At 69.7% G+C, this 20,442-nt stretch carries 22 protein-coding genes and 1 tRNA gene; 14 read left to right on the forward strand and 9 right to left on the reverse strand.

All coding sequences use genetic code 11. The annotated features are described in order from the left end of the window. Positions 1–3 precede the first annotated feature (3 nt). Complete coding sequence (locus ABZW30_RS12785; protein ID WP_355671100.1) at positions 4–882, reverse strand: ABC transporter substrate-binding protein; 879 nt, start codon at positions 880–882, stop codon at positions 4–6. 331 nt (positions 883–1,213) lie between these two features. Further along, complete coding sequence (locus ABZW30_RS12790) at positions 1,214–1,813, reverse strand: hypothetical protein (RefSeq protein ID WP_355671101.1); 600 nt, start codon at positions 1,811–1,813, stop codon at positions 1,214–1,216. Between the two features lie 338 nt (positions 1,814–2,151). On the opposite strand from ABZW30_RS12790, the gene ABZW30_RS12795 reads away from it, so the two are divergent. Then, positions 2,152–2,640 carry a hypothetical protein gene (locus tag ABZW30_RS12795; RefSeq protein ID WP_355671102.1) on the forward strand — a complete coding sequence of 163 codons (489 nt, stop codon included), beginning with the start codon at positions 2,152–2,154 and terminating at the stop codon, positions 2,638–2,640. Positions 2,641–2,971: 331 nt separating this feature from the next. On the opposite strand, the gene ABZW30_RS12800 is transcribed toward ABZW30_RS12795, so the two are convergent. Further along, positions 2,972–3,229 carry a hypothetical protein gene (locus tag ABZW30_RS12800; RefSeq protein WP_355671103.1) on the reverse strand — a complete coding sequence of 86 codons (258 nt, stop codon included), beginning with the start codon at positions 3,227–3,229 and terminating at the stop codon, positions 2,972–2,974. Positions 3,230–3,304: 75 nt separating this feature from the next. On the opposite strand from ABZW30_RS12800, the gene ABZW30_RS12805 reads away from it, so the two are divergent. The 5 genes from ABZW30_RS12805 to ABZW30_RS12825 all read left to right on the forward strand — a co-directional run bounded on the left by ABZW30_RS12805 (position 3,305) and on the right by ABZW30_RS12825 (position 8,154). Continuing rightward, complete coding sequence (locus tag ABZW30_RS12805) at positions 3,305–4,222, forward strand: NADP-dependent oxidoreductase (protein ID WP_355671248.1); 918 nt, start codon at positions 3,305–3,307, stop codon at positions 4,220–4,222. A gap of 200 nt (positions 4,223–4,422) precedes the next feature. Next, positions 4,423–4,710 carry a hypothetical protein gene (locus ABZW30_RS12810; RefSeq protein ID WP_355671104.1) on the forward strand — a complete coding sequence of 96 codons (288 nt, stop codon included), beginning with the start codon at positions 4,423–4,425 and terminating at the stop codon, positions 4,708–4,710. 300 nt (positions 4,711–5,010) lie between these two features. Continuing rightward, the gene (locus tag ABZW30_RS12815) at positions 5,011–5,367 is read left to right on the forward strand and encodes a VOC family protein (protein ID WP_355671105.1); all 357 of its coding nucleotides are present in this window, start codon (positions 5,011–5,013) and stop codon (positions 5,365–5,367) included. Positions 5,368–6,046: 679 nt separating this feature from the next. Then, positions 6,047–6,622 carry a hypothetical protein gene (locus ABZW30_RS12820; RefSeq protein WP_355671106.1) on the forward strand — a complete coding sequence of 192 codons (576 nt, stop codon included), beginning with the start codon at positions 6,047–6,049 and terminating at the stop codon, positions 6,620–6,622. A gap of 704 nt (positions 6,623–7,326) precedes the next feature. Beyond that, positions 7,327–8,154, forward strand: coding sequence for a hypothetical protein (locus tag ABZW30_RS12825; protein WP_355671107.1), 828 nt, complete (start codon positions 7,327–7,329; stop codon positions 8,152–8,154). Positions 8,155–8,451: 297 nt separating this feature from the next. Here ABZW30_RS12825 and ABZW30_RS12830 read toward each other — a convergent pair whose 3' ends face one another. From ABZW30_RS12830 to ABZW30_RS12840, 3 genes are all read right to left on the reverse strand, one after another. Then, the gene (locus ABZW30_RS12830) at positions 8,452–9,111 is read right to left on the reverse strand and encodes a hypothetical protein (protein ID WP_355671108.1); all 660 of its coding nucleotides are present in this window, start codon (positions 9,109–9,111) and stop codon (positions 8,452–8,454) included. 595 nt (positions 9,112–9,706) lie between these two features. After that, positions 9,707–10,045, reverse strand: a complete 339-nt coding sequence (locus ABZW30_RS12835; protein WP_355671109.1) for a cyclic-phosphate processing receiver domain-containing protein — start codon at positions 10,043–10,045, stop codon at positions 9,707–9,709. A 402-nt stretch (positions 10,046–10,447) separates the two neighbouring features. After that, complete coding sequence (locus ABZW30_RS12840) at positions 10,448–10,945, reverse strand: hypothetical protein (RefSeq protein WP_355671110.1); 498 nt, start codon at positions 10,943–10,945, stop codon at positions 10,448–10,450. A 357-nt stretch (positions 10,946–11,302) separates the two neighbouring features. Here ABZW30_RS12840 and ABZW30_RS12845 point away from each other — a divergent pair, with 357 nt between their 5' ends. After that, positions 11,303–12,127 (forward strand): hypothetical protein, encoded by an 825-nt coding sequence (locus tag ABZW30_RS12845; RefSeq protein WP_355671111.1) that lies wholly within the window; start codon positions 11,303–11,305, stop codon positions 12,125–12,127. A gap of 571 nt (positions 12,128–12,698) precedes the next feature. Further along, positions 12,699–13,859, forward strand: a complete 1,161-nt coding sequence (locus ABZW30_RS12850; protein WP_355671112.1) for an ADP-ribosylglycohydrolase family protein — start codon at positions 12,699–12,701, stop codon at positions 13,857–13,859. 699 nt (positions 13,860–14,558) lie between these two features. Here the strand turns inward: ABZW30_RS12850 and ABZW30_RS12855 are convergent. Further along, a tRNA-Met gene (locus ABZW30_RS12855) sits at positions 14,559–14,632 on the reverse strand. Between the two features lie 14 nt (positions 14,633–14,646). Continuing rightward, positions 14,647–14,877: a hypothetical protein gene (locus tag ABZW30_RS12860; RefSeq protein WP_355671113.1), complete on the reverse strand. Its 231-nt coding sequence runs from the start codon at positions 14,875–14,877 to the stop codon at positions 14,647–14,649. A gap of 128 nt (positions 14,878–15,005) precedes the next feature. Between ABZW30_RS12860 and ABZW30_RS12865 the strand changes: the two genes are divergently transcribed. From ABZW30_RS12865 to ABZW30_RS12885, 5 genes are all read left to right on the forward strand, one after another. Beyond that, positions 15,006–15,278, forward strand: coding sequence for a hypothetical protein (locus ABZW30_RS12865; RefSeq protein WP_355671114.1), 273 nt, complete (start codon positions 15,006–15,008; stop codon positions 15,276–15,278). A gap of 879 nt (positions 15,279–16,157) precedes the next feature. Beyond that, on the forward strand, positions 16,158–16,352 hold the full coding sequence (locus ABZW30_RS12870; protein ID WP_355671115.1) for a hypothetical protein: 195 nt from the start codon (positions 16,158–16,160) through the stop codon (positions 16,350–16,352). 452 nt (positions 16,353–16,804) lie between these two features. Further along, positions 16,805–17,752, forward strand: a complete 948-nt coding sequence (locus ABZW30_RS12875; protein ID WP_355671116.1) for a hypothetical protein — start codon at positions 16,805–16,807, stop codon at positions 17,750–17,752. 536 nt (positions 17,753–18,288) lie between these two features. Continuing rightward, positions 18,289–18,963: a hypothetical protein gene (locus ABZW30_RS12880; RefSeq protein WP_355671117.1), complete on the forward strand. Its 675-nt coding sequence runs from the start codon at positions 18,289–18,291 to the stop codon at positions 18,961–18,963. A gap of 484 nt (positions 18,964–19,447) precedes the next feature. Then, positions 19,448–19,639 carry a hypothetical protein gene (locus ABZW30_RS12885; RefSeq protein WP_355671118.1) on the forward strand — a complete coding sequence of 64 codons (192 nt, stop codon included), beginning with the start codon at positions 19,448–19,450 and terminating at the stop codon, positions 19,637–19,639. Between the two features lie 18 nt (positions 19,640–19,657). On the opposite strand, the gene ABZW30_RS12890 is transcribed toward ABZW30_RS12885, so the two are convergent. Beyond that, positions 19,658–19,972: a hypothetical protein gene (locus ABZW30_RS12890; protein WP_355671119.1), complete on the reverse strand. Its 315-nt coding sequence runs from the start codon at positions 19,970–19,972 to the stop codon at positions 19,658–19,660. 13 nt (positions 19,973–19,985) lie between these two features. Here ABZW30_RS12890 and ABZW30_RS12895 point away from each other — a divergent pair, with 13 nt between their 5' ends. Continuing rightward, the gene (locus ABZW30_RS12895) at positions 19,986–20,426 is read left to right on the forward strand and encodes an SMI1/KNR4 family protein (protein WP_355671120.1); all 441 of its coding nucleotides are present in this window, start codon (positions 19,986–19,988) and stop codon (positions 20,424–20,426) included. Positions 20,427–20,442 lie beyond the last annotated feature (16 nt).

Here is a 20,442-nt window from a genome sequence, read left to right on the forward strand (position 1 = left end):
CCTCTAGGGTGTGGTCGTTGCGATGCGGTAGAACTCGGCTGCGGTGAAAGTGGCGGGGACGCCGAGTTCGGCGGCGACCGTGGTGATCGCGGTGTCTGCGGCGGCGAGGTCGGTTTGGCCGTCGGTGGTGAAATACGGTGCGATGAACTTCTCGTAGTGCGCTCGGACTTCGTCTGCGGTGTGTCGGCCGAGGAAGGTCTGCAGGTGCCGCACCGTGGTGTCGGGGTCGTTGTGGATCACCTGCAGGGCGCGCCGGTGGGCTCGTACGACCGCCTGGACCGCGGGGTCCTCCGGGTCGGTGTAGGTGGGGTCGACAGCCACGCCTACGGTGGGAATCTGGAAGTGGTCGCCGACAAAGGCCAGCACCTGCCAGCCGAGCTCGGCGGCGATCGCCTCCGGTGCCATGGTGTCACCGACCACGGCGGCGTCGATACTCCCGTTGCGCAGCCGGCGCAGGTCCATGCCGTAGTCGCCGGGCCAGCGGACGATGCTCTGCACGTCGCGGTCCGGGTCGAGACCGGCCTGACGCAGAATGATCCGGGTGAAAACCCCGGGGCCGGTGTGGGGAGGGGTTACCGCCAGCCGTTGGCCGGCCAGGTCGGCCAGGGAGGCCAGGCCGGAACGGGCGAGGAACCAGAACAGCGGGCGAGCGGTGTTGACATTCAGCGCGACCCAGGGGATGCCATCGTTCAATCGGGACAGCAGTGTCCGGCCGAGTCCGATGACTGCGCCGCGGCGCAGCCGCTCCGCCTCCCAGGTGCAGCCGTCGCGCACTGCGACGTGGACGCCCTCGTCGGCGTAGAAGTCCTGCTGGTCAGCGATGTAGGTGACCAGTTCCTCGTGCGGGCCCCGCCCGACGTAGGCGAGATCGATCGTGCACATGAACGTTTTCCCATGATCGTGTCACCGCCATGCGCCCGCTGTCCGTCCCCGAAGTGCCGCTTCGCCGCGACATGGCCTGTAGGCGCGGTTCTCGTTCTCCGGGCCCGGGCTGGCGCGCATGGTTCTCACAGCTCCTTGCCGGAACTCGCCAGGCGAATCTTCGGCCCCGGCGCGCGAGCGTCGTGCCTGCCCGGCCCGCCTTCACGGCGGGACCACTCCGGAGGCAACGCTCTCGGCGAGCCCGCCGGCCCGCCACGCCCACCGTATGCGCCCTCGACGCCGGGCGCCCGTTGAAACAGACCCGGCACCGCAGTGCACGCAAACGATGGCGTCAGGCTCCCTCACAGCCCGCGGCCCGCCCCGTTGAAGAGGCGAGGATGCGGCAGCTCGCCATCACCACCCAGAAAGGAAACGCCAGCTCTGCCACCAGCTCCCGCTTGGTCGGAGCGGGCAGCACCAGCAGGCCCAGCTCCTCCACCTCCCGGTCACCCGCGCACTGCGGGCACTCCAGCCGGCCCGGGCCCGCATTCTCATCGAGTTCCAGCGGTGAGCCCGCCTTCCCCCCGATAGAACCCCGGCACGTCCAGCACGGACGCAGCGCGGCGTTGGTCTCCCGGGCCTGCTCCAGGCGCTTTCGCGCCTTGGCAGCGGCCTTCTCCTGGCGCTCCTCGTGCTCCTGGTGGCACGGGTAGCAGCGGCCGCCGGGGCGGCGGGTCCACTGTCCGTGGAGCCCGTACTCCCAGGTGCTCTCCTGCTCGGGGACCTGGCCGCCGCAGTCGGCGCAGGCCAGGGTCCGCATCAGCTCGCGGTGGGCCTGGTCGGCCTTCTGCTCGCGAGCCTGCTGGCGCAGGTCGTACGCGGCCCGGTTGTCCGGGTTGTCCAGCGCCTCGATCAGGGAATGCCGTCCGGCGCGGCCGAAGCGCCACCACACCGACCCGAGCGGGCCGTGCTCGGCCAGCAGCTCCAGCGTGGTCGCGACGACCGGGACGGCGTCGTCGTAGACCCGCCAGCCGTCCCCGTCGTGGTGGAAGGGGGACGGTCCACCAAAACCTCAGCCGGCGTCGCAGCACTCTGCTCCTGGCAGCCGGTGCGGGCCTGGTAAAAGATGGTATTGAGGATCTCCCGCACGTCGGTACCGGCCCTGGTGCCCGCTGACCGACGGGTGCCGTCCCTTCCAAGCCGTGATGACCGGCCGGATCGGCTCTCCCGCCTCAACGGAAGGACGAGACAATGAAACGGCGGCGTCGCCTCCTGGCAATCGCCCCCCTGATGATCTCCTCACTCGCCCTCGGCCCGGCCGTCGCCGCACACGGGCTGGCAATGAGCGCACCCGCCGCCCCCGCGGTTGCAGCGTGCTCTGTGGCCAACGACCCGGACCGGCCCGGCATGCACCAGGTCGGCGGCACGGGCTTCACCGAGGGCTCGGTGGTCGCGGCCTTCTCGGATGCTGGGATACAGGCTGGATCGGCCAGTGTGGCGAAGGGCGGCACCTTCACCATCCCTGTCGGGACCGACAGTCACTGGACCGTCCAAAGCCCTGAGGGCAAGGTGGACTGTGGCACGGCCCCCGCAACCGGCACGACCGGCGGACAGAAGAACGCCAACGACCAGTACAAGCGGGGCTTCAGGGACGGCTTCAAAGCGATCAGACAGGACTGCAAGAGCAAGCCTCCGCAAGGTCTCACCGCTGTCGACCCGAACTACCAGAAGGGCTTCGACGCGGGAGCCGCGCTCGCAGCCAAGACCTTCTGCAAGTAGAGCCGCCACACACGGACCAAGCCCCGGGAAAGCCGCCCCCCGGTGGCCAACTCATCCGCTCACCGGCCGACTGAAGCACCCGACCACAGTTTCTGTGACTGAGCAGTCGAGCCGGCCAGTTGAGCAGGCCCCTGACCAGCAGGAATGTCCAATCCACCCTGAATGCCTCGAACCCTGGAGCTTCATACCCCCACTGACCAGGGACAACGTCGACGTTCAGCTGGCCAAATCGGCTGCTCATCGGCCAGCTGAAGCGCTCGGTCACAGTTTCGCCGACACGGGGCGGCTGGAGGGTGGTTCTACGGCTCGACGTCCATCCAGGCGACGTCGTTCAGGTCGACATCCAGGCCGCGGGCGCAGCGTCGCGCCGGCCCGCCCACGCCTCGGCGTGCACGACGGGCTCCGGCACGGCGAGGCCCAGGCGGGCGCCGAGGACGACCCGGCCCTCGACCAGGGCCACCCAGCCGTCCAGGCCGTCGACGTCGCGCTCCGTCCAGCCGCGGGCCTGGAGTAGAGGGGTGCAGCGGACCTGGAGGTGGCGATGCCGAAGGCGATCCCCTACCGAGCGGATCAGCGGGCAGACGATCATCCACGTTCATCCGTGAACGACACGTGGCCATCCCCGCAACCACCAAAGAGACACATGGCCGAGGAGGCAATTCCGATGAAGGCGATCGTGGTGACGGACCAGGCCGCAGGAACGGCCGGGATGACGCTGACGGAGCGGCCCGAGCCGGAACCGGCGATCAACGATGTCGTCGTTCAGATTCATGCGTCGGGATTCGTCCCGACCGAGATGGCGTGGCCCTCGACCTGGACCGATCGCCTCGACCGCGACCGAACACCGTCGATCCCCGGACATGAGCTGGCCGGAGTGGTCACCGCCCTCGGCTACGGCACGACGGGTCTCTCGGTGGGACAGCGCGTGTTCGGCCTCACCGACTGGTATCGCGACGGCACCCTCGCCGAGTACGCGGCCGTCGAGGCACGCAACCTCGCGCCGTTGCCGGGCGACGTCGACTTCACCGCAGGCGCGAGCCTGCCGATCTCAGGCCTCACCGCGTGGCAGGGACTGTTCCAGCACGGCCGCCTCCAGGCGGGGCAGAGCGTCCTCGCGCACGGCGCGGCCGGCGCAGTCGGGACGATGGTGACGCAGCTCGCACGAGAGGCCGGCGCCTACGTCATCGGCACCGGACGCGCCGCCGACCGTCACAAGGCACTCGACTTCGGCGCAATGGAATTCGTCGACCTCGACAACGACACCCTGGAAGACGTCGGCGAAGTCGACCTGGTCTTCGACGTCATCGGCCGAGACATCCAGAAGCGATCCGCAGGCCTGATCCGGGCCGGAGGAACACTGGTAACCGCCGTTGGGCCGCCTGAGACGCGGCCCGCCCACGGCCTGGCGATCGACTTCGTCGTCGAGTCCGATCGCACCCAACTGGGTGAGATCGTCCAGCGGGTGCGGGACGGACGACTGCGCACGAACATCGGCAACATCGCGACCCTCGACGACGCCGTCACCGCCCTCAACCCGACCGAGCGACGCCAGGGGAAGACGATCATCCGCGTTCGTCCGTGAGGACTCGGGGAGGAACAGCCCTGAACGCCAACCGGGCAGCAGCGGGCCCCGACCACTGTGACGATCAGACCTTTCACCGGCCGCAGCGGGTCACTGCGTAGCGAACCGGGCCGGGTCCGTGTGGCGACCGGGGATTCTGCGACAGGTGATCTTCAACTTGCCCTAGGGTTACGGAAGTTCCCGGTGGCGAGGCGATGGGCATGGTGGCCTTCCTCGAGCGCGCCCTCGCCGACGCCCAAGAACAGCACCCCAAGACCAGCGACGCCGCGAAGAGCACCGGCAGTGCTCCCAAGGCTGGTAAGAAGACCACTGCCCGCAAGTCCACTGCGCAGCGCGGGCTGACGCTCACGGGTGGCTCCCACTCGTATCCTGAATCCTGCCCGCGCCCCAGAAGCTCTGCTGCTGACGTCCCGGAGGCTTCCATGCTCAACGCCGTGCGCACGGTGATGACCTTCGCGCTCTTTACCGAGCGTCAATGGACGGCTTGAGTGCTCTGAACTGGGGTTTTACTTCACACGCATGTGCGCGACGTCATCTCCCGCGATCGCTCGATCGTGGGGCAGTCCCGGTTGATGGCCACAGCCATCTGCATGAAACGCCTAGAATTTCGGCATCGACAGAACGAGCCTGCGGTCCTCGGCGGCGTGCTCGGTCGACCCGTCGCGTCTCAGTCCGCAGACCGCCCAGAGCTGCGGCGCCTGACCGCTGTCAGCGCCTCTCGGGGGCCGACAGCGGCTTCTTTGGGGGTGCCTCGCTGGCGCCGTCGTCCCGACATCGGAGGAGGAACAGTGTTCGATGCCGTCCGAGCGGTCATGATCTTCTGCCCAAGTCCCGAGCGGGCAGCTCGCTGGTGGGGCGATCTTCTCGGCTTGGACGTTCACCTCGATGTCGACGGCGAGTCGGTATTCGCCTGGCTGAACGTCGGAGCTGTCGAGTTCGGCTTCCACCAAGCGGACGAGTCGCGGAACCCGCATGGCGCAAGCACGGTCCCGTACTGGTCGGTCGAAGATCTGGACCGTGTCCGCGAACGACTGCTGGCCGCCGGCTGCACTCACCACCGTGGTCCGCTGCAGGTGAGCCGGGGTCGGCGGATCTGCCAAGTGATCGATCCCTTCGGCTGCGTCATCGGACTTGACGGCCCATAGGCGGTGCATTGCCAAGGCCCACCGTGTCGTTTAACGTCCAGGCATTCGTATGCCCTGCCCTCTTCTGCCGCGCTGCCTGCGGATAGGTTCATCTCATGGCAGTGTCGAGGGGCCGTGGGCCGAAGTATCGCTGGGCGAAGCCGGAACCGGACAGCGGGGTGGAAGAGGTCACGCTGCTGATCTTGGAATGGCTCGGCGAGCAGGGCGTGAACGCCATGATCCGAGTAGATGCCGAACGGGTTCGGGACGGTCGTCCGCCGTGGACGTTCGCTGCGAGCGGTGGACCGCTGTCGGACGGGCTGAGAGCTGACGGCTCATCGGCTGGGGAGTGCATGGCGCGGGCCTTGATCAGGCTGCGTGAAGCTGGAGTGGCGGTTCCGTTCTGACGTTGGGGGGTCCTGCAGCCAGGCCGTGTCCCGTCGCGCCCGCTGATGATCTACGAGGGTGGCGAAAGCTGGCCGGTGGAGCTCCAGGGCTTCGGCGTAACTCCATGATCTCGGAAGCCGTGCCTGCCTTCTTTACGCACGCCGCTTCGCGCCCGCGTACGATCACCAGCCGTCGCCGATGAAGTGAGGCTGGATCGATGCCCCGTACCCCAACGCCGATACACCTGACCGCTGTCACCCTGGCCTTGACCGCTCTGCTGGCTTGCGCAGCCTGCGCTGGACAGACCAATGTCGTGCCGTCCGCTCCCGTGCCGACGAGTGCCGCCGCGTCCGCTGTCGCCGCAAGCCCTCCGCCGAGCTCGGGCCGACCGGACCAGCAGCAGCTGGGACCGACGAGTGCCGCCGCGTCCGCCGTCGCCGCAAGCCCTCCGCCGAGCTCAGGCCGACCGGACCAGCAGCAGCTGGACACGGCCGCGGACGCGGTCTCACGCCTCGGCGGCTCCTACCAGGATGTCTTCACGGGCCTGATGGTGGACGTTCCGGACGGTCGCGTCATCGTCTACCGGAAGCCGGGCGGTGGCGGCTTCGACGCCGCCCTCGCCCACCTGAGTCTGGGCGTGCCCGTGGACCTGCGCGACGCGCCGCGTTCGATCAGCGAGCTGGCCGCCACCCGCAACCGGGTCGTGGCACTGATAGGGCACACGAGCGACTACAGCATCGTCATGGTGGGCGACGGGTCGGAGGTGAGCTTCAGCCGCGGCGTGGTGGAGGTCGGCGTCAGCGGAAATCTGGCCAGCGCCCAGGCAGACCTGCGCGGCCGCTTCGGTGGCCGGGTCACTGTCTCAGTCGCCCAACCGCTCTCGGGCTGACCGGACTCTCCGCCCCGCGTTCAGCTGTCAGAGCTGCACTCCTCGGCCCTCTGTGATCACAAACCGGACGCCATCCGACTACGCCGAAGCCCTGCAACGGAGAACGACTCCACTCCGCCCTCAGCTACCTCCCGCCCGACGAATACGAGCAGGATTACTGGGCGCAACTGGAGCGAGCCCCGCAAGCCGCTTGATCACACGATCGCGGACTCCACCAAAGTCGGGGCAGCTCACCGAGCCTCAGGAAGACCCACTGTTCGATCTCTAACCGGATAACTCGCCGTTACCGGTCACGAAAGTTGGCTCTGCCGCCGTTCAACGGGTGCCGGCTGAGCATCAACAGCTCGGTGGAGGCATCACGCCTGATTCGAATCCTGTGCCGGTCGGCGGCACGGCTACACCATCTTGGTTCGGCAGGACCAGCACCAGCGACGGCACGGGGCGCGGCTTCCCAGCGGTGGTAGTGATCATTAGCTGTTGGTCAGAACCGGCCAACTGGCGCAGTTGGGGGTCTGCCTGCCGCGTCCGCTGACAAGCGATCGACGACGGCGACGTGTTGGCCGAGCACGTTGACGGCGGCCAAGGCGCGCAGGCTGCGACACAATCCGATGGAACCCTTACGGGTCGGATTTCGCCATCCCGCTGAGCCGATCCTCGTGATCGCCGTACATTCGCTGACACGAACGGAAGTTGAAGGAGCACTTGTGGACGGACGCACATTCGGCTCGGACAGCAGTGTCGGATCGACGCGGGCCCTCGTGGAGGCACGACTGCCAGCCGTACGGGAGCAGCGGCGCCGGCTTGAGGAGCAGCTGGCGGCCCTCATCGCCCAGGAGGACGCGATGGTGGCCGTGCTGGAGGGGTTGGATGTTCTGGCCCAGGCTCCACTCGGGGAGCGGGACCAGGTGCCGGGTACCGCGCGGGTAGGCGTCGCGCACGAGCCGCCTGCCGCCCGGGCGCAGTCAGCGCAGGAGCCTTCCGAGTTGCCCGTTGCCGAGTCCGGCTCCGCTGGGGCACCGGCTGCGGGCCGGAGCGCGGGCCCGCGCAAGCCCGTCTCCAAGAAGACGGCAGCGAAGAAGACGGCGACCACGCGGAAGGCGGCCGCCCCCACGAAGCGAGCGACCGCAAAGGCCGTCGCGGGGAAGGTGCCGGCGACAGGCACGCGGGAACAGGACGCGGCACCCGCGCCGGCCCCGGCCGTGAGGAAGGCCGCCCGCGGCACCTCCAGGAGCGCGGACACGACGGCCGCCCCGGGAAAGGCGGCGACCGCGAAAGCCACGGAGGGTGCGGGCAGCCGGACGACGCCCGCACGCACGGCGGCGGGCCGTCGGCGCCTGACCGACGCCGAGAGCGTGCTGGCCGTCCTCGGACAGGCCAAGGGCCCGCTGCGGGCCAGGGAGGTGACCGTCCTGCTCGGACTTGACGACCAGAACGGAGCGCTCAACGCGGTGCGCACGATGCTCGAACGCCTCGCCAAGACTGGACGGGCGCAGCGAACGGGCCGCGGCTTGTACGACACCGTGGCCGGCTGACGGCCGTCACCCCTGGCGGACCTGGCCGATTCGGGCGGTGCCGACGGGTACCTCGGCACCACCCCGGCCCGTTGAGGGGATTCGCGCGGACGCTCCTCCCGCTCCTTGTGGCTGGTCGGCCCGCTGTTCCGGTTGCGGGCGGCTTTGCCCGGGTCTCGCGCCGGGACCACCCTCAGCCCAGCCGGACGGTGTCGATCACGTGCATCCGGGAGCGGCTCTGGTTGATCCAGTACACGACGGTCAGCGCTCCGACGCAGGCCGCGCGCAAACCCTTCCCCCCTGACGCCCTACACCCTCTCAGGCCGCCTGCCGAAGCGCGGTCCACCCGGCGTCGTTGAACTTGGCGTCGCCCGGTGCAGCGAGGGCGGGCGACTGCTGTCCGCGGGTCTGGGCCACTGCGTCGGAGGACGCCTTCACGCTCATCTTCCAGTCGGTGTCCTGCCACACGGCGCCCAGCACGGAGATCACGTAGGCGTCCTTGACCGGAGAGGACTCCCCCGCTTTCCGGCTGACCTTGGTCAGCAGATAGACCGTCACCTCGTCCGAGGACGCCTGGATCACCTTGAACCCCACCACGTTGCCGCGGACGAAGGCCCCGCTCGGCAAGGGACCGGCCGCTGGCAGCCCGAGGTCGCTGCGGTTCTCGGCCTCGGTCTGCTGCGCCTTCGCCCTGACCTTCGCCTCGCCGTCCGGGCTCTGGTCGGCGCCGGACAGGTATGTGTGGTAGATGGCCACCTGCTGGTCCGCCAGGCTGGTGCCGGGCTGCAGATTCGTCGCGGTCCCGGCCACCAGCACCGCCACCGCCCCCTCCACGGTGTTGGGGAATCCGGTTTGGTCGCCGGTTGTGGCAGCGGTCCTGGAGCCGCGCGGCAGCGCCGCCCAGCGCACCGGATCCGTCCACGTGGACGGGATGCCGTAGGTCTCCTCCTTCGGTCCGGACGGTGTCTGCTGGCTCATCGCCGGTGCCGCCATCGGCGCCGACGTGCTGCTTCCCTGGCCCGCCACGGGACCGTCGTGGCCGCCCGCCGGCGCCGCGCACGCGGTCAGCCCCAGCACCGCGGCCAGCACAACAGCGCAGCCCCCCGCCGCGGCCCCGGCGCTCCTGCTCCTCCACGTCGCCATCGCTGTCAGCCCTCGGCCCCGCTGGAGAGGGCGGCAATTCCGCCGGGCCCGAGGCGTCGCCGCGCGCCGTGCGCATCTGCCCGGCCCGACCCGTTCGCGGGTGCCGCCTGATCCGGGGCCGGCGTGGAGAACGGGGAACGCCCCACGGGCCCGTGCCGCTCGACGAGCGGCACGTCGACCGCGGCATCGACGTGCGAGAACGGCTGGGCAAGCTGGCCCGTACCGGGCGGCCGGAGTGATCCAGCATCCTGACAGTCTGTCACCCAACGTCGGCGTGCGGGCCCGGTCTACACCCGCCGACCTCGACAAGACACCTACCGGATCCACAGCCAGCAGACCGCGACCAGCGACGACCTCCCCGGCCAGCGGCGGAATGTGGTCGTGCATCGCGGTCCGCCCGCGTAGGCGGAGTCGGTCCAGTCCGGACTCCCTAGGCCGTTGCCCGTTGGACGCGGTAGCTCCAGCGGGCGAGTGACCGGACGACGGTTTCGGCACCGATGGGGTTGGCGCTGTGAACGAAGACCGCTCCGATCCGAAAGGGCCGTCCGTTGAATGCGGCTTCTTCCATGAGGGTCACCACCGGCATGATGGTGTCGTCACCGCCGAGATCGTGGTCGAGCCACAGCTCGTCAATGAAGCTGTCGCGGTGCTCTTCCAGGAGCTGGATGCCTTCGCGGCTGGTGCGGGCAATCCGCGTGGCCCTGGGGAGCGGCCGGAGGTCGTCTACGCCGAGGACGACGGGCATCGGCGCAGTGGGGGCTTCCTTCACTGGATTATTGTCACAGTAAGCGGGCGGGACAACCACGGGGTATTGAGACTCTGCTGGGCGGGCCGCCGGTGCCCCCAACGAGGTCGGCCTCTTCGTCGGCCCGGTCGGATGCCGGGGCCTCCCGGTCGGCCGGGTCCAACCGCACTGTGGTCATCCCTGCTGCGGCGGCCAAACCGCCGTCGAAGGTCGCCGTGCTGGCGGTGGACTCCGTCACGGGCTTGACGCCGCCGGTTCCGTCTGGGAGCCACGAGCTTCGTTCACGTGAAGTAGCAGCGATTGGTCAGCGGTTTGGGCAACAGTCGGCGGATCTTGAGCGCTGCGGAGGTTCGCCAGAAATGAAGTCACCCGACGACTGAGGTCGTCTCCGGGGACGGGATGCTGGGTTTGCGCCTCGGCCGGTGATCAGAGCTGGTTCGCGATCCGTTGGCCGAGCTGTTCGAGGAACTCCTGCAAGCTGGCCGCGGCGACGTCGAAGTCGTCGAACCAGGAAGCTGTAGTGGACTTCCAGATCTGTCCGCTGTCTCCGATCGCGAACAGATGGCCGCCGCCGTCACTGGCGAATACCAGTGCGATCCACTCACCGTCGATCGGGGCGGGGCCGTACTCGCGAAAGTGCCTCGCCACCGTCGCGGGTGGGTGGATGAAGTACCCGCTGTCGACATCGGGCAGGGATGCCTCGCTGATCACCCAGTAGAGCGTGGTCAGGTCGGAGGGGATCGGCGTCAGGTCCACGAGTGTGCTCGTCGCCTGATGGCTGTCGTCGGTTGCGAGCATCACGGCGTTGTGGCCGGGCGGGAAGCCGTGTGTCGGGAGGAACGATTGCATCAGCTTCGTGAGCGCCGCATCGGCCTGCTTCCACCAGGATCGGACCCACTCTGCGTCAAGCCGCTCACCTGGCACGTTTCCCCCTCAAATGCGCGTGTGACCCGCCAGTGCGAGTCCGGAGGAACATATCGGAAGGCAGTGACGGCCCTCCGGATGGAGGGCCGCCGAGCAGGCGCCCGCAGTGGTCAGCCAGCCTTCGCCGGTTCCTCGGCTCGTACCCGCGTTGAGCCCGGCGGGCAAACGGCTCCACCGCATAAGGGGAGGGGCCTCGCGGCGAGGTCCTGTAACGGGCGGTCACCGAGGCCACGTTCGACGCGGCCATCATCGGTACCGGCAACGGTCACGCCGTGGTGATCGTGGCCACCGGCGAGGACTGACCCTCGTCGGTGCCCCCGGCGAGGCCCGCACCGCGGTGGCACCTACGATCGGATCATGGCAGGAGTCCGTGACTATCCTCAGCAACTCGACCGGCCGATCAGGGACGTTCAGGCGTACCTGTCCAGCCGGGGCGGAGTGCTCCCCTTCGCCGTCGCCTCGGCCGACTTCGAACCCCTCCCGACCGGTGGCGGGGACCCGGGCCTTCCGTTCGAGTTCGTCAACGAGGTGCCCTCCGCCGTACTGCCCGCCGAGTTCGGCGCCGCCTTCGGCGAGGGGCTGCTCGCCCAACTCCGGGCCTGGTCCTTCCGCGAGGTCCTGCCGTACGCGGTGCGGGTGCGGCTGCGCCATGCGCGGTGGCGTGAGGGGCAGTCGACGGCGGCCGGCTTCGCGGCAGCCGGGCAGCAGGCGGCCCACGAGTTCTCCGAGTCCTTCCATGACGGCGTCGGTCCGCGTCGGCTCGTCACCCTGCGGCCCCGCGCGCAGCAGCCGCAGGAGGAGGCGACCGGCGAGGCGTCCGTCATCCGGGACGTGCACGTTCGCCTGGTCAATTTCACGATGTGCGGCCACTACGCCATTGCCACCGCGGACTTCACGCCCTTGCCCGCCGACGGGGAGCAGCACTTCGAGTTCGTCCTGGAGGTTCCCGAGGACCGCCTTCCGCTGTATCTCGCCGAGGCCTTCGAGCGCGGCCTGCGGGAGGAGCTCTACTCCACGGATGACGGCCGACTGCCCGTCCGGGCGTTCCGTGTCCGCCTGCACGACGCGAAGTGGCACGAGGTGGATTCCAACGAGATGATCTTCACGGCCGCCGGTCGCAAGGCCGCAGCCGAGGCACTCCGCCGCTCCCGCGAAGGCGACGAGCCCGGAACCACCGCATGATCCGAACGACCACCGCACGCCCGCGCGGGAAGTCGGCCCGGCCGGCACACGGCTGTCGAAAGCGCCGAGCGCAGACCGGCCTGGGAACACCGGGGACTGACAGTCGGACACGTGACCTGGCGGGACGAGGCCGCGCCCTGGCCCCAACGCCTTGAAACGGACCGGTCTTCGGTGACCGAACCCGACTCGATCGGCATCCTCATCAAAGGCCCCGGCCTGCTACTGGACCGCCGCGCCGCTCGGGTATACCGCCGGCACTGGCGGCCAGCGGCACCGCCCCGGCGTCGGCGACGAGCAGACCGCCGAGCAGCTGGCGGCCTGCGCCGCGGCGGGCACCTTAGGAAAGCCCGCGGCCGAGCAGCTGCGCGTTCTGCACACTCCCGACAGCCAGTCGGCGCTGATGCGCTGGCGCCTTCGCCGGCTGAAGGGCGAGGGCCTGGCCTGGGACGTCGTCCTCCCACAGGCCGGGCGGTAGCGGGCCTGGTTCCTGGCCGACTGAGGCGGAGGCGTCGGCTCTACGATGGTGACCGCGTGCGTCTTGATCAAACTGCCGACGCGGGGGAGTCGCAAGGTGGAGCAGCTGTCCTGGAGTGAACTGGCCGCCTATCGCGCCCGGGTGCGCGGGTGCCTGCTCGGCGGGGCGATCGGGGACGCGTTGGGTAACCCTGTGGAGTTGCTGTCCTTGGATGCGATCCGGGAGAAGTACGGCGAGGCGGGCGTCACCGGTCTCGTCCCGGACCACGAGGGTGTGACCGGAAGGGTCACCGACGACACCCAGATGACGCTTTTCACCGCAGAAGGCTGGCTGCGCGGCTACTCGCGGACCACGTCGCGCGGTCTCGGCGGTGCCGAAGCGATGTTCATACGTGACGCGTATCTGCGCTGGCTGGACACCCAAAACCACCCCGCGCCGCCGCCCGCCGACAACCTCCGGCACCGTTGCGGCCGGCTGCGCGAGGAGCCCTGGCTGTACGCACGGCGGGCACCCGGCAACGCGTGCCTGGCCGGCCTCCTGGAGGACCACACGCCCGACCCGTACGGCAAGCCCGCCGGCACCCCCGGCCCGGTGAACCCCGGTTCGAAGGGGTGTGGCACCGTGATGCGCTCCGCGCCGTTCGGATTCACCGACCACGGGGCCGAGCGCGCCTTCGAGTTCGCCGCCCAGTGTGCCCAGATCACGCACGGCCACCCCACCGGCTACTACGCCGCCGGTGCGTTCGCTGCCATGATCAACCATCTGGTCCACGGCGAGTCACCGCAGGGTGCGGTACTGCGAGCCATGGAGCTGCTCGCCCGCTACCCCGGCCACGAGGAGACAACCACCGTGCTGCGCAAGGCCGTCGACCTCGCCGCCGACGGCGTGGCGACAGCGGAGAAGCTCCAGACCCTGGGCGCGGGCTGGGTTGCGGAGGAGGCCCTGGCAATCGGTGTGTACGCGTTGCTGGGTCGTACCCGCATCCAGACCTACTACATCGGAAGTCAGGGCACCGTCTGCGACCCCAGGCCGGCCCGCACCTCTATCGAGGCCGCCTTCCTGCTCTCCGTCAACCACTCGGGCGACAGCGACTCCACCGGGTCGATCTGCGGCAACCTCCTCGGCGCTCACCACGGCGACGTACGCCTGCCGCAGCACTGGCTGGAATGGGTCGAAGGGCGCGCTACGATCGCCGTGCTCGCCGACGACTGCGCCTCCCAGGTGTACCCGGGCGAGAGACGGCCCTGGAATCACTGACGCCACACGAGGCATCGCGACCCCACAGTCGCGAGCAGCCCGAGCGTACACGCGCAGGCAGCGACCTCCCACCAGAAGCCGGCCACCGGCCGCTGGTCGAGGATCAGTTCACCGCCGCATCCTGCCGGCCTGGCAGCAGCACTGCACGCGGTTCCCCAGGCGCGCAGGGCGTCGAGGGCCTGCCAGCGGCGCCAGGGCGTGTCGTTGGTGAGCGGGAGCAGGCGGGATCGGTGAACGAGGTCGTCTCGGTGCGAGGCCAGGGCAGGATGAGGAGAGGGTGAAGGCGTCGCTGTCATCCGTTCCGCTGCCCTCGTTGGAGGCCTCCACCGTGGTGATGTGCTGGGGCTGGGCGCGGTGGGCGCGCAGCTCCGTGATCCGGCCAACCACCCGGGCGTCGTGCGCCGCCAGAGCGCGCAGCACGCGCCAGATCGTCGGAACGACGAGGCCTCGATCTCGCTGTCGGCCCCGGCCTTCACGGCCGCGCCACACATGACGACTCGCCACCGGATCTCCGCGTAACGCGGAGGCTCGTACCAAGGCCGTCAACCGAGGCCTGACCGCAAGCACCAGGCCTCGGCAGGTTCGCCCTCAGGCGAACGAGTGAACTGGCTCCGCACCCTCGGCGGCCTGACCAACCGCCAACTGCCCAACAAACAAGGCCGGGCCGACGCACACCGTGCGCCGACCCGGCCTTCGTAGTAGCGGGGACAGGATTTGAACCTGCGACCTCTGGGTTATGAGCCCAGCGAGCTACCGAGCTGCTCCACCCCGCGTCGGTGAGATCAGCCTAGGCGATGACCGTGCCAACACGAAATCGGTTTCCCGCCGCTCCGTTGCCTTCCACGCCCGCGCCGCCATCGACACCACACCCGAACCCGAACGGCCCCACACCACGGCCGCCGACTCCCCGTAGCCGGCGGCCGCCGTCACCCCCGACAGCTACGACCGCGGCGCGCTGCACGAGCGCTTGGTCGCCCGGCGCGCCGAGCATGACGCCGACGACCTCGAAGCGGTGCACCCGTACTCCCCAGCCCGAGCGGCCCGTGCTCCGCCAGCTTGTCGAGCGAGGCGTAGCCCGGCGCGGGATTGGGTCACGCGTCCGATTGCGCGCTGGGAAAGCAGAAGACCTTCGAGTACCCAGACCACTTGATCGAGGCGCAGCGGGCGCTGGCGGCCGTGCAGGCCGAGCGCCGCGCCTACCTGGCAGCGCTGCCGGCCTGGAACGGCGATCTGGAAGCCGCCCGGCGGGGCCTGAGCGAGGAGCAGCTGGCCGAGTGCGGTCAGCTGGAGGAAGCCGAGCGTCAGGCCTCCCATGTTGTGTGGGCGGACGAGTACTGGGCGACGTTGTCCGGTGAGGACCGTGTCGCCGCCCGCAGCCGGCTCATGCACGTGGACGACCCGGCCGGGGCTGCGGCGTAGCGGGTATGCGCCTGGCGTGGCGGGGCTGGGCGAGCGATTCTGGGGGTAGGCGCCGTCGTCTGGGAGATGAGAGCCGTGGGCGTCGACCAGGAGTACGCGCAGCAGCGGATCGCTGAGGCCATCGCTGCTCGCGAAGCCGAAGAAGGCCTCGGCTGGGAGCAGCTCGTGAGGGTCGGCGCCGCTTGGGGGCCCTTCCCCTGCACCCACTGCGGTGAGCCGGGTGAGAACGACGACCCGGCTGGCTATGAGTCCCGTCTCCAAGGCCAGGCAGGCCGCGCTCGACCCATCCGACCTGGTGGCCCTCGCCGAGGACGAGGAAGACGTCGAGGTTGACAGTCCATCCAGCCAGAGACCACCAGTCGCCGAACACACGCGGGTCCAAGTCGACGGAGACATCGGTCGTCGGCAGTCGGCGCAGCATCGGGTCGGCCGGGACCGTGACCTCTGTGGGCTTCGGCGTGGTGGGCATCGCAGGGGAGGGGCGGGAGCGGTCTGCTGGGCCAGGCTGCGGTCGACCAGCTCACGCAGTCCGCCCCCGCCTGCCGAAGCATCCGGGGATGTTTCTCCCCGGGGCGCAACGGGCGCCGTGGCGGCGGGCCGCGCAGCGGACCGCGTTTCCCCCCGGGGAGGAACAGGCGCCGACTGGCCCTGCGGGCGGTCCGGGGCAGGGCCCGCCGAGCGGGGAGTTTCGCCCCGGGGAGCAACGGGCGCGGGCCGATCCTCGGAGGCGGGGCCGGCGGTCGCCGGAGCCGGTACGGGAGCAGCCGCTGACCACGGCCCGGCCGTGGCCGGGGAGCCATCGAGCGGGGCCACTGTTTCACCCCGGGGTGAAACGCGGGGCTCCGGGGCGGCCTGGTCGGGGCTGGCGGTCTGGGTGGGGTGGGCGTCGAGCAGCCGCTCGGCGAGCTCGCGGTGGCGCTCGGCCAGGGCGTCGGCGGCGCGCAGGAGGTCGGCCAGGGCCTGGCGGGCAAGGACGCCGTCGCCCTCACGCTCCGCGCGCTCCAGCTGGAGGAGGAAGTGCTCGTCGTGTTCGCGCAGCGCCTCGCCGAGGGACTGTCGCTGGGGCCTGGCTGAACAACACGAAGGCCCGCCGGGCCAAGCTCACCGCGGGGCAGCTCGCGCAGCTCGCCGAGCACGGCGTCGAGTGGGCGTAGGCCCCGGGCCGGGCGGTGTCGTTGTCCGAGGCTCGCGCTGCGCTCGGCAGCTCGGAGAAGGCGCTGGAGGCCGTCACCCTGCGGGGTGGCGGTCTCCCCGTGTTGGCGCCTCGGGTGGGTCGGCGGCGCGGTACATCTCCACCGCACGCCGGCGCAACTCGGGCGGGTACTTCATCTGAGCAGCCATCACAAAGGCTCCCTTCTCATGACCCATCAGGCCATCTCCGGCAACCTTCCGCAGCTCGGGGGAACCTCAGCGGGCGGAAACGGTGCGGTGACCTACGACGCCACCTTCCTGGTGGCACGTGGTGTTCGTCGGCAGATGCGGATACCTGGTGTGACCCGCCGCCTCGGACGCTTACGGTGATCGACATGACCGAAGCAGGAGACGCGCAGCGGCAGCAGTCACGGCCCACTCGGGAGGAACTGTCCGAGGCGACCAACCGACTGCTTGCCGAGATCGACGCGGCGTTCGCCAGCGATCGCTGGGCTCTCCTGGACACGCGGACACCGCAGGTGACGTGGCGCCTGTACGACGGCGCGGCCTTGCGCTACTGCGCGGAACTCCTGCGAGAGCTGGGGGCAGCGGTCGACGGCGGGCTTGAGTATGCGACCCGCTCGCTGGCGCGCAGCCTGATCGAGGCGACGGTGTTCTCGCTCTACATCCATTTCGGCGGGCACGAGGCCGTCGTCGCGGCGGGCCAAGCGGTCCGGCACAGCGCCGAAGGCGTCCAAGCGGAACGCGACAGGATCAACCGGAAGCTCGCCGCCAGCAGGAAGGACGCACTGCGCCGTCTCAGGAAGGTCCGGGCGCACAACGCCAACATCGCACGCCGCAACAGCAGCCGCCCCGATCTTCCGCCGATGGCAATGATCCCGCCGCCGCACGTCCCGCAGCTGGAGCCAAGCCGCGTGGACCTGTCCGACTTCATCGCCAGATTCGGGCCGCTCCAGGCACAGGCACTACCAGTCTCCGTCATGATCGACCAGCTGTCCGAGTGGGCGCCGACGCGCGGTCTCGCGCAGGAAAGCCTGCGCTCGGTCTATCTGGACTACCGGCGGCTGTCGATGTCCGGCACCCACGCCTCAACGCATCTGCTGGACGAGCTCTTCGAGCCCGGGCACTACATACGTATCGCGGACCGACCGGTGCCCAACGACGCAGGCCTCATGCTGTGGGACGTCGGCCTGTACTACACGGCATTCGTCGCCGAATGGGTCCTGAGCGCCGCCGACTGCCCCACCCTGGAGAGCACCCGGATCCGGATCTGGACCCAACCCCAGCCCAACGGCCGCGCCCCCTGGCAGCAGGACGACTGACCGGCTGTCCCCATCGGGCAAGGTGACGGACGCCGTCCCTGCCCGGGCGACTCCCATCCGGGATCATCGCTGTCAGCCGCAACCACCTCGGCGTACCGGTCGGCGGCGCGCTCGTCCTCCCGGGCCCGGTCCAGGGCCTGCTGGATGTTCTCCAGGGTCATCCCCGCCGCCCGGCGGCGGACCCGGTGGCGGACGTCGCCGAGGAGCCCGTGCTCCTGGTCGTCGTCCTCGTCCTGGGTGAAGGGGGTGCGGGCGGGGTGCTGGGCGAGGGTGGTGTGCAGCGTCGCGCCGGCCTGCCACGCCTCGGCGTGCACGACGGGCTCCGGCACGGCCAAGCCGGGGCGGGCGCCGAGGACAACCCGGCCGTCCACCAGGGCCACCCAGCCGTCCAGGCCGTCCACGTCCTTCTCGGTCCAGCCGCGGGCCAGGCCGGCGCCCTGGTGAAGGGTGCGGATGCCGTCGTAGCCGGACCAGCGCAGCAGCGGCATGGTGGTGGCCACGACGGGCCGCTCGCCGCGGCCTTGTAGGCTCCCGGCATGGCACAGTCCGCAGAGCAGAACCCGCTGGTGAGCGGGGATCACATACGTCAGGCCGTCGCCTGCTGCGTGGACGTCCTCAAAAGCGTTCCGACCGCGCTGTGGCACGAACGGGCCGACAGCCTGGAGTGGACGCGCTGGGAGACCGTCGAGCACATCGCGGACGATCTGCTCACCTACGCCCTGCGGTTCGGGCTCGCCCGGCCCATCGCCGTACCACGCGTCCCGCTGCGCGTCTCCGGTGACCGACCGGGTGGCCCGGCCAACGTGATCTTCGCTGACCAAGAGGCAGGACCCCTGGGGCTGCTGACCGTCGTGCAGGCGTGCGGTGGGCTGCTCGCGGCCGCCGTGGACATCGCCGACGCGACCGCCCTGGCCCCGCACGTATTCGGGGCCTCCGACCCCGAAGGCTTCGCCGCGATGGGTGTCGTGGAGGCCCTGGTCCACACCCACGACGTCGTCCAACGCCCGGACCGCCCCTGGGAGCCACCGCAGGACCTGTGCGAACGGGTCCTCGCACGACTGTTCCCCGACGTCCCCGTCATCGGCAGCGCCTGGTCAACACTTCTGTGGGCCACCGGGCGCATCGAGACGCCCGATCGCCCCCGCCGAAAGGACTGGCGCTGGCACGGGGCACCGCTTGCCGAGCGCCGACAGGCGCAGGGTCAGACGTAGACGGGGCGCCGAAGACGCGAAGCGGGGCCGCCGGGCCACCGCGAAGCCGTCCGCCTCGTCCGGCTGCGGACAGGCTCGTGTGAGGACCCCGGGCGGCGCTGTCGCCGCCCGGGGTGGGATGGCGCGGGTGGGTTACTTGTCGTACAAGTCCCAGAACTGGTTGGACGCGTTGGTGGCCGGCACCAGCGTCACAGGCGTGTCGATTCCGTTGCCCTGGAGGACGTCGGATGGAAGCAGCTGGGAGCTCTAGAGGCAGTGACGGGCGTAGGGCTGTCGACGGGTTGACGGCCCTGGTCGCCGCTCCCCCGGGGGGCGGGAGCTCCGTCGACTGGGGTCGGGTTGCGATCGAATACGATCATGGACTTCCCGACGACTACAAGGAGTTCATGGGGATCTACGGGGAGGGTGTATTCGACAACTTCCTGTCCGTGGTCCCCCGATTCCGGATGCCTACCCGAATGACCTCAGTGCGACGGTGAAGGGGGTGACCGATGACGCCCGGTTCACCGGAGAGGAAGAAGGGTTCTCCGACCCTGACCTTCTGATCGGATGGGGTTTGACGGCGGACTCCGACCTGCTGTGCTGGTATGCCGATGGTGACGACCCCAACGACTGGACAACTATTCTGTGGCGTCGCCACTGGTCCGGCCCGGAGGCATGGATGCAGTTCGACTGAGCTCGTGGGTCAGGAAGCTCAGGACTCGACGGCGTCGCGCACCGAGTCGCGCCCCGACGCCGGGGGCGCGAAGCCGGCGTCGTCCTCCGAGAGCATCGAGCCCCGCACCCGCCGCACGTAGCGCTCGATCAGGTGGCACAGCACGCTGACCGTCGCGGCGACGTCCGAGTCCGGGACGCCGTCCAGGGCGTCGGTCAAGCCGGTGATGTTGGCCTGTTTCAGCCGGTCGAGCAGGGTGCGGCCGCGTAGGCGCTGGCAGTAGGAGGTCTTTCGGATGTTGTGGGTGGATCGGATCGTCCAAGCCGTCGAGTGGCAACCCCTCAGGCTGGTCATTGATTGGGTTGCTGTGGAAGACGATTTCGGCACGGCGCTTCCCGGCGACTACAAGCTGCTCTGCGAGACTTTCGGGCCGGGGCAGTTCAGTGGCTATCTCGACGTCCTCCACCCGGACGGCGGGGATTCGCTGGTGGGGTACAACTCGGAACTGCGGTCCGTCCCGAGGCCTTCCGATTTCGACCCGTACGCCCCGTACCGGATCTTCTCGCCCGGGCAGGGAGGGCTGATCCAGTGGGGTGTCTCCGTTCGTGGTTCTTCCTTCTTCTGGGATGCCAGCAGCGAAGACCCGGATCGGTGGCGCGTGCTCGCTCAGCCGGAGTACGGCGGATGGTCCGAGTTCGACTTCTCGATGTCGGAGTTCCTCTGGAAGGTCGTTGCGGACGTCCAGCTCGAGGAATTCTCGATCGGAGACCTGGTCGATCCTCCGTTCTTCGCGCCGGCGGCAGGGTAGTCGCCGCACGCGTACC

Origin of the sequence: Kitasatospora sp. NPDC004669 (assembly GCF_040609455.1) — a bacterium.
GTDB lineage: Bacteria > Actinomycetota > Actinomycetes > Streptomycetales > Streptomycetaceae > Kitasatospora.

Coding starts and splice junctions, on each gene's coding strand:
- ABZW30_RS12785 (WP_355671100.1), bottom strand. CDS start 882: ATGTGCACGATCGATCTCGCCTACGTCGGGCGGGGCCCGCACGAGGAA.
- ABZW30_RS12795 (WP_355671102.1), top strand. CDS start 2,152: ATGATCTCCTCACTCGCCCTCGGCCCGGCCGTCGCCGCACACGGGCTG.
- ABZW30_RS12800 (WP_355671103.1), bottom strand. CDS start 3,229: ATGATCGTCTGCCCGCTGATCCGCTCGGTAGGGGATCGCCTTCGGCAT.
- ABZW30_RS12805 (WP_355671248.1), top strand. CDS start 3,305: ATGAAGGCGATCGTGGTGACGGACCAGGCCGCAGGAACGGCCGGGATG.
- ABZW30_RS12810 (WP_355671104.1), top strand. CDS start 4,423: ATGGTGGCCTTCCTCGAGCGCGCCCTCGCCGACGCCCAAGAACAGCAC.
- ABZW30_RS12830 (WP_355671108.1), bottom strand. CDS start 9,111: ATGAGCCAGCAGACACCGTCCGGACCGAAGGAGGAGACCTACGGCATC.
- ABZW30_RS12845 (WP_355671111.1), top strand. CDS start 11,303: ATGGCAGGAGTCCGTGACTATCCTCAGCAACTCGACCGGCCGATCAGG.
- ABZW30_RS12875 (WP_355671116.1), top strand. CDS start 16,805: ATGACCGAAGCAGGAGACGCGCAGCGGCAGCAGTCACGGCCCACTCGG.
- ABZW30_RS12880 (WP_355671117.1), top strand. CDS start 18,289: ATGGCACAGTCCGCAGAGCAGAACCCGCTGGTGAGCGGGGATCACATA.
- ABZW30_RS12890 (WP_355671119.1), bottom strand. CDS start 19,972: ATGACCAGCCTGAGGGGTTGCCACTCGACGGCTTGGACGATCCGATCC.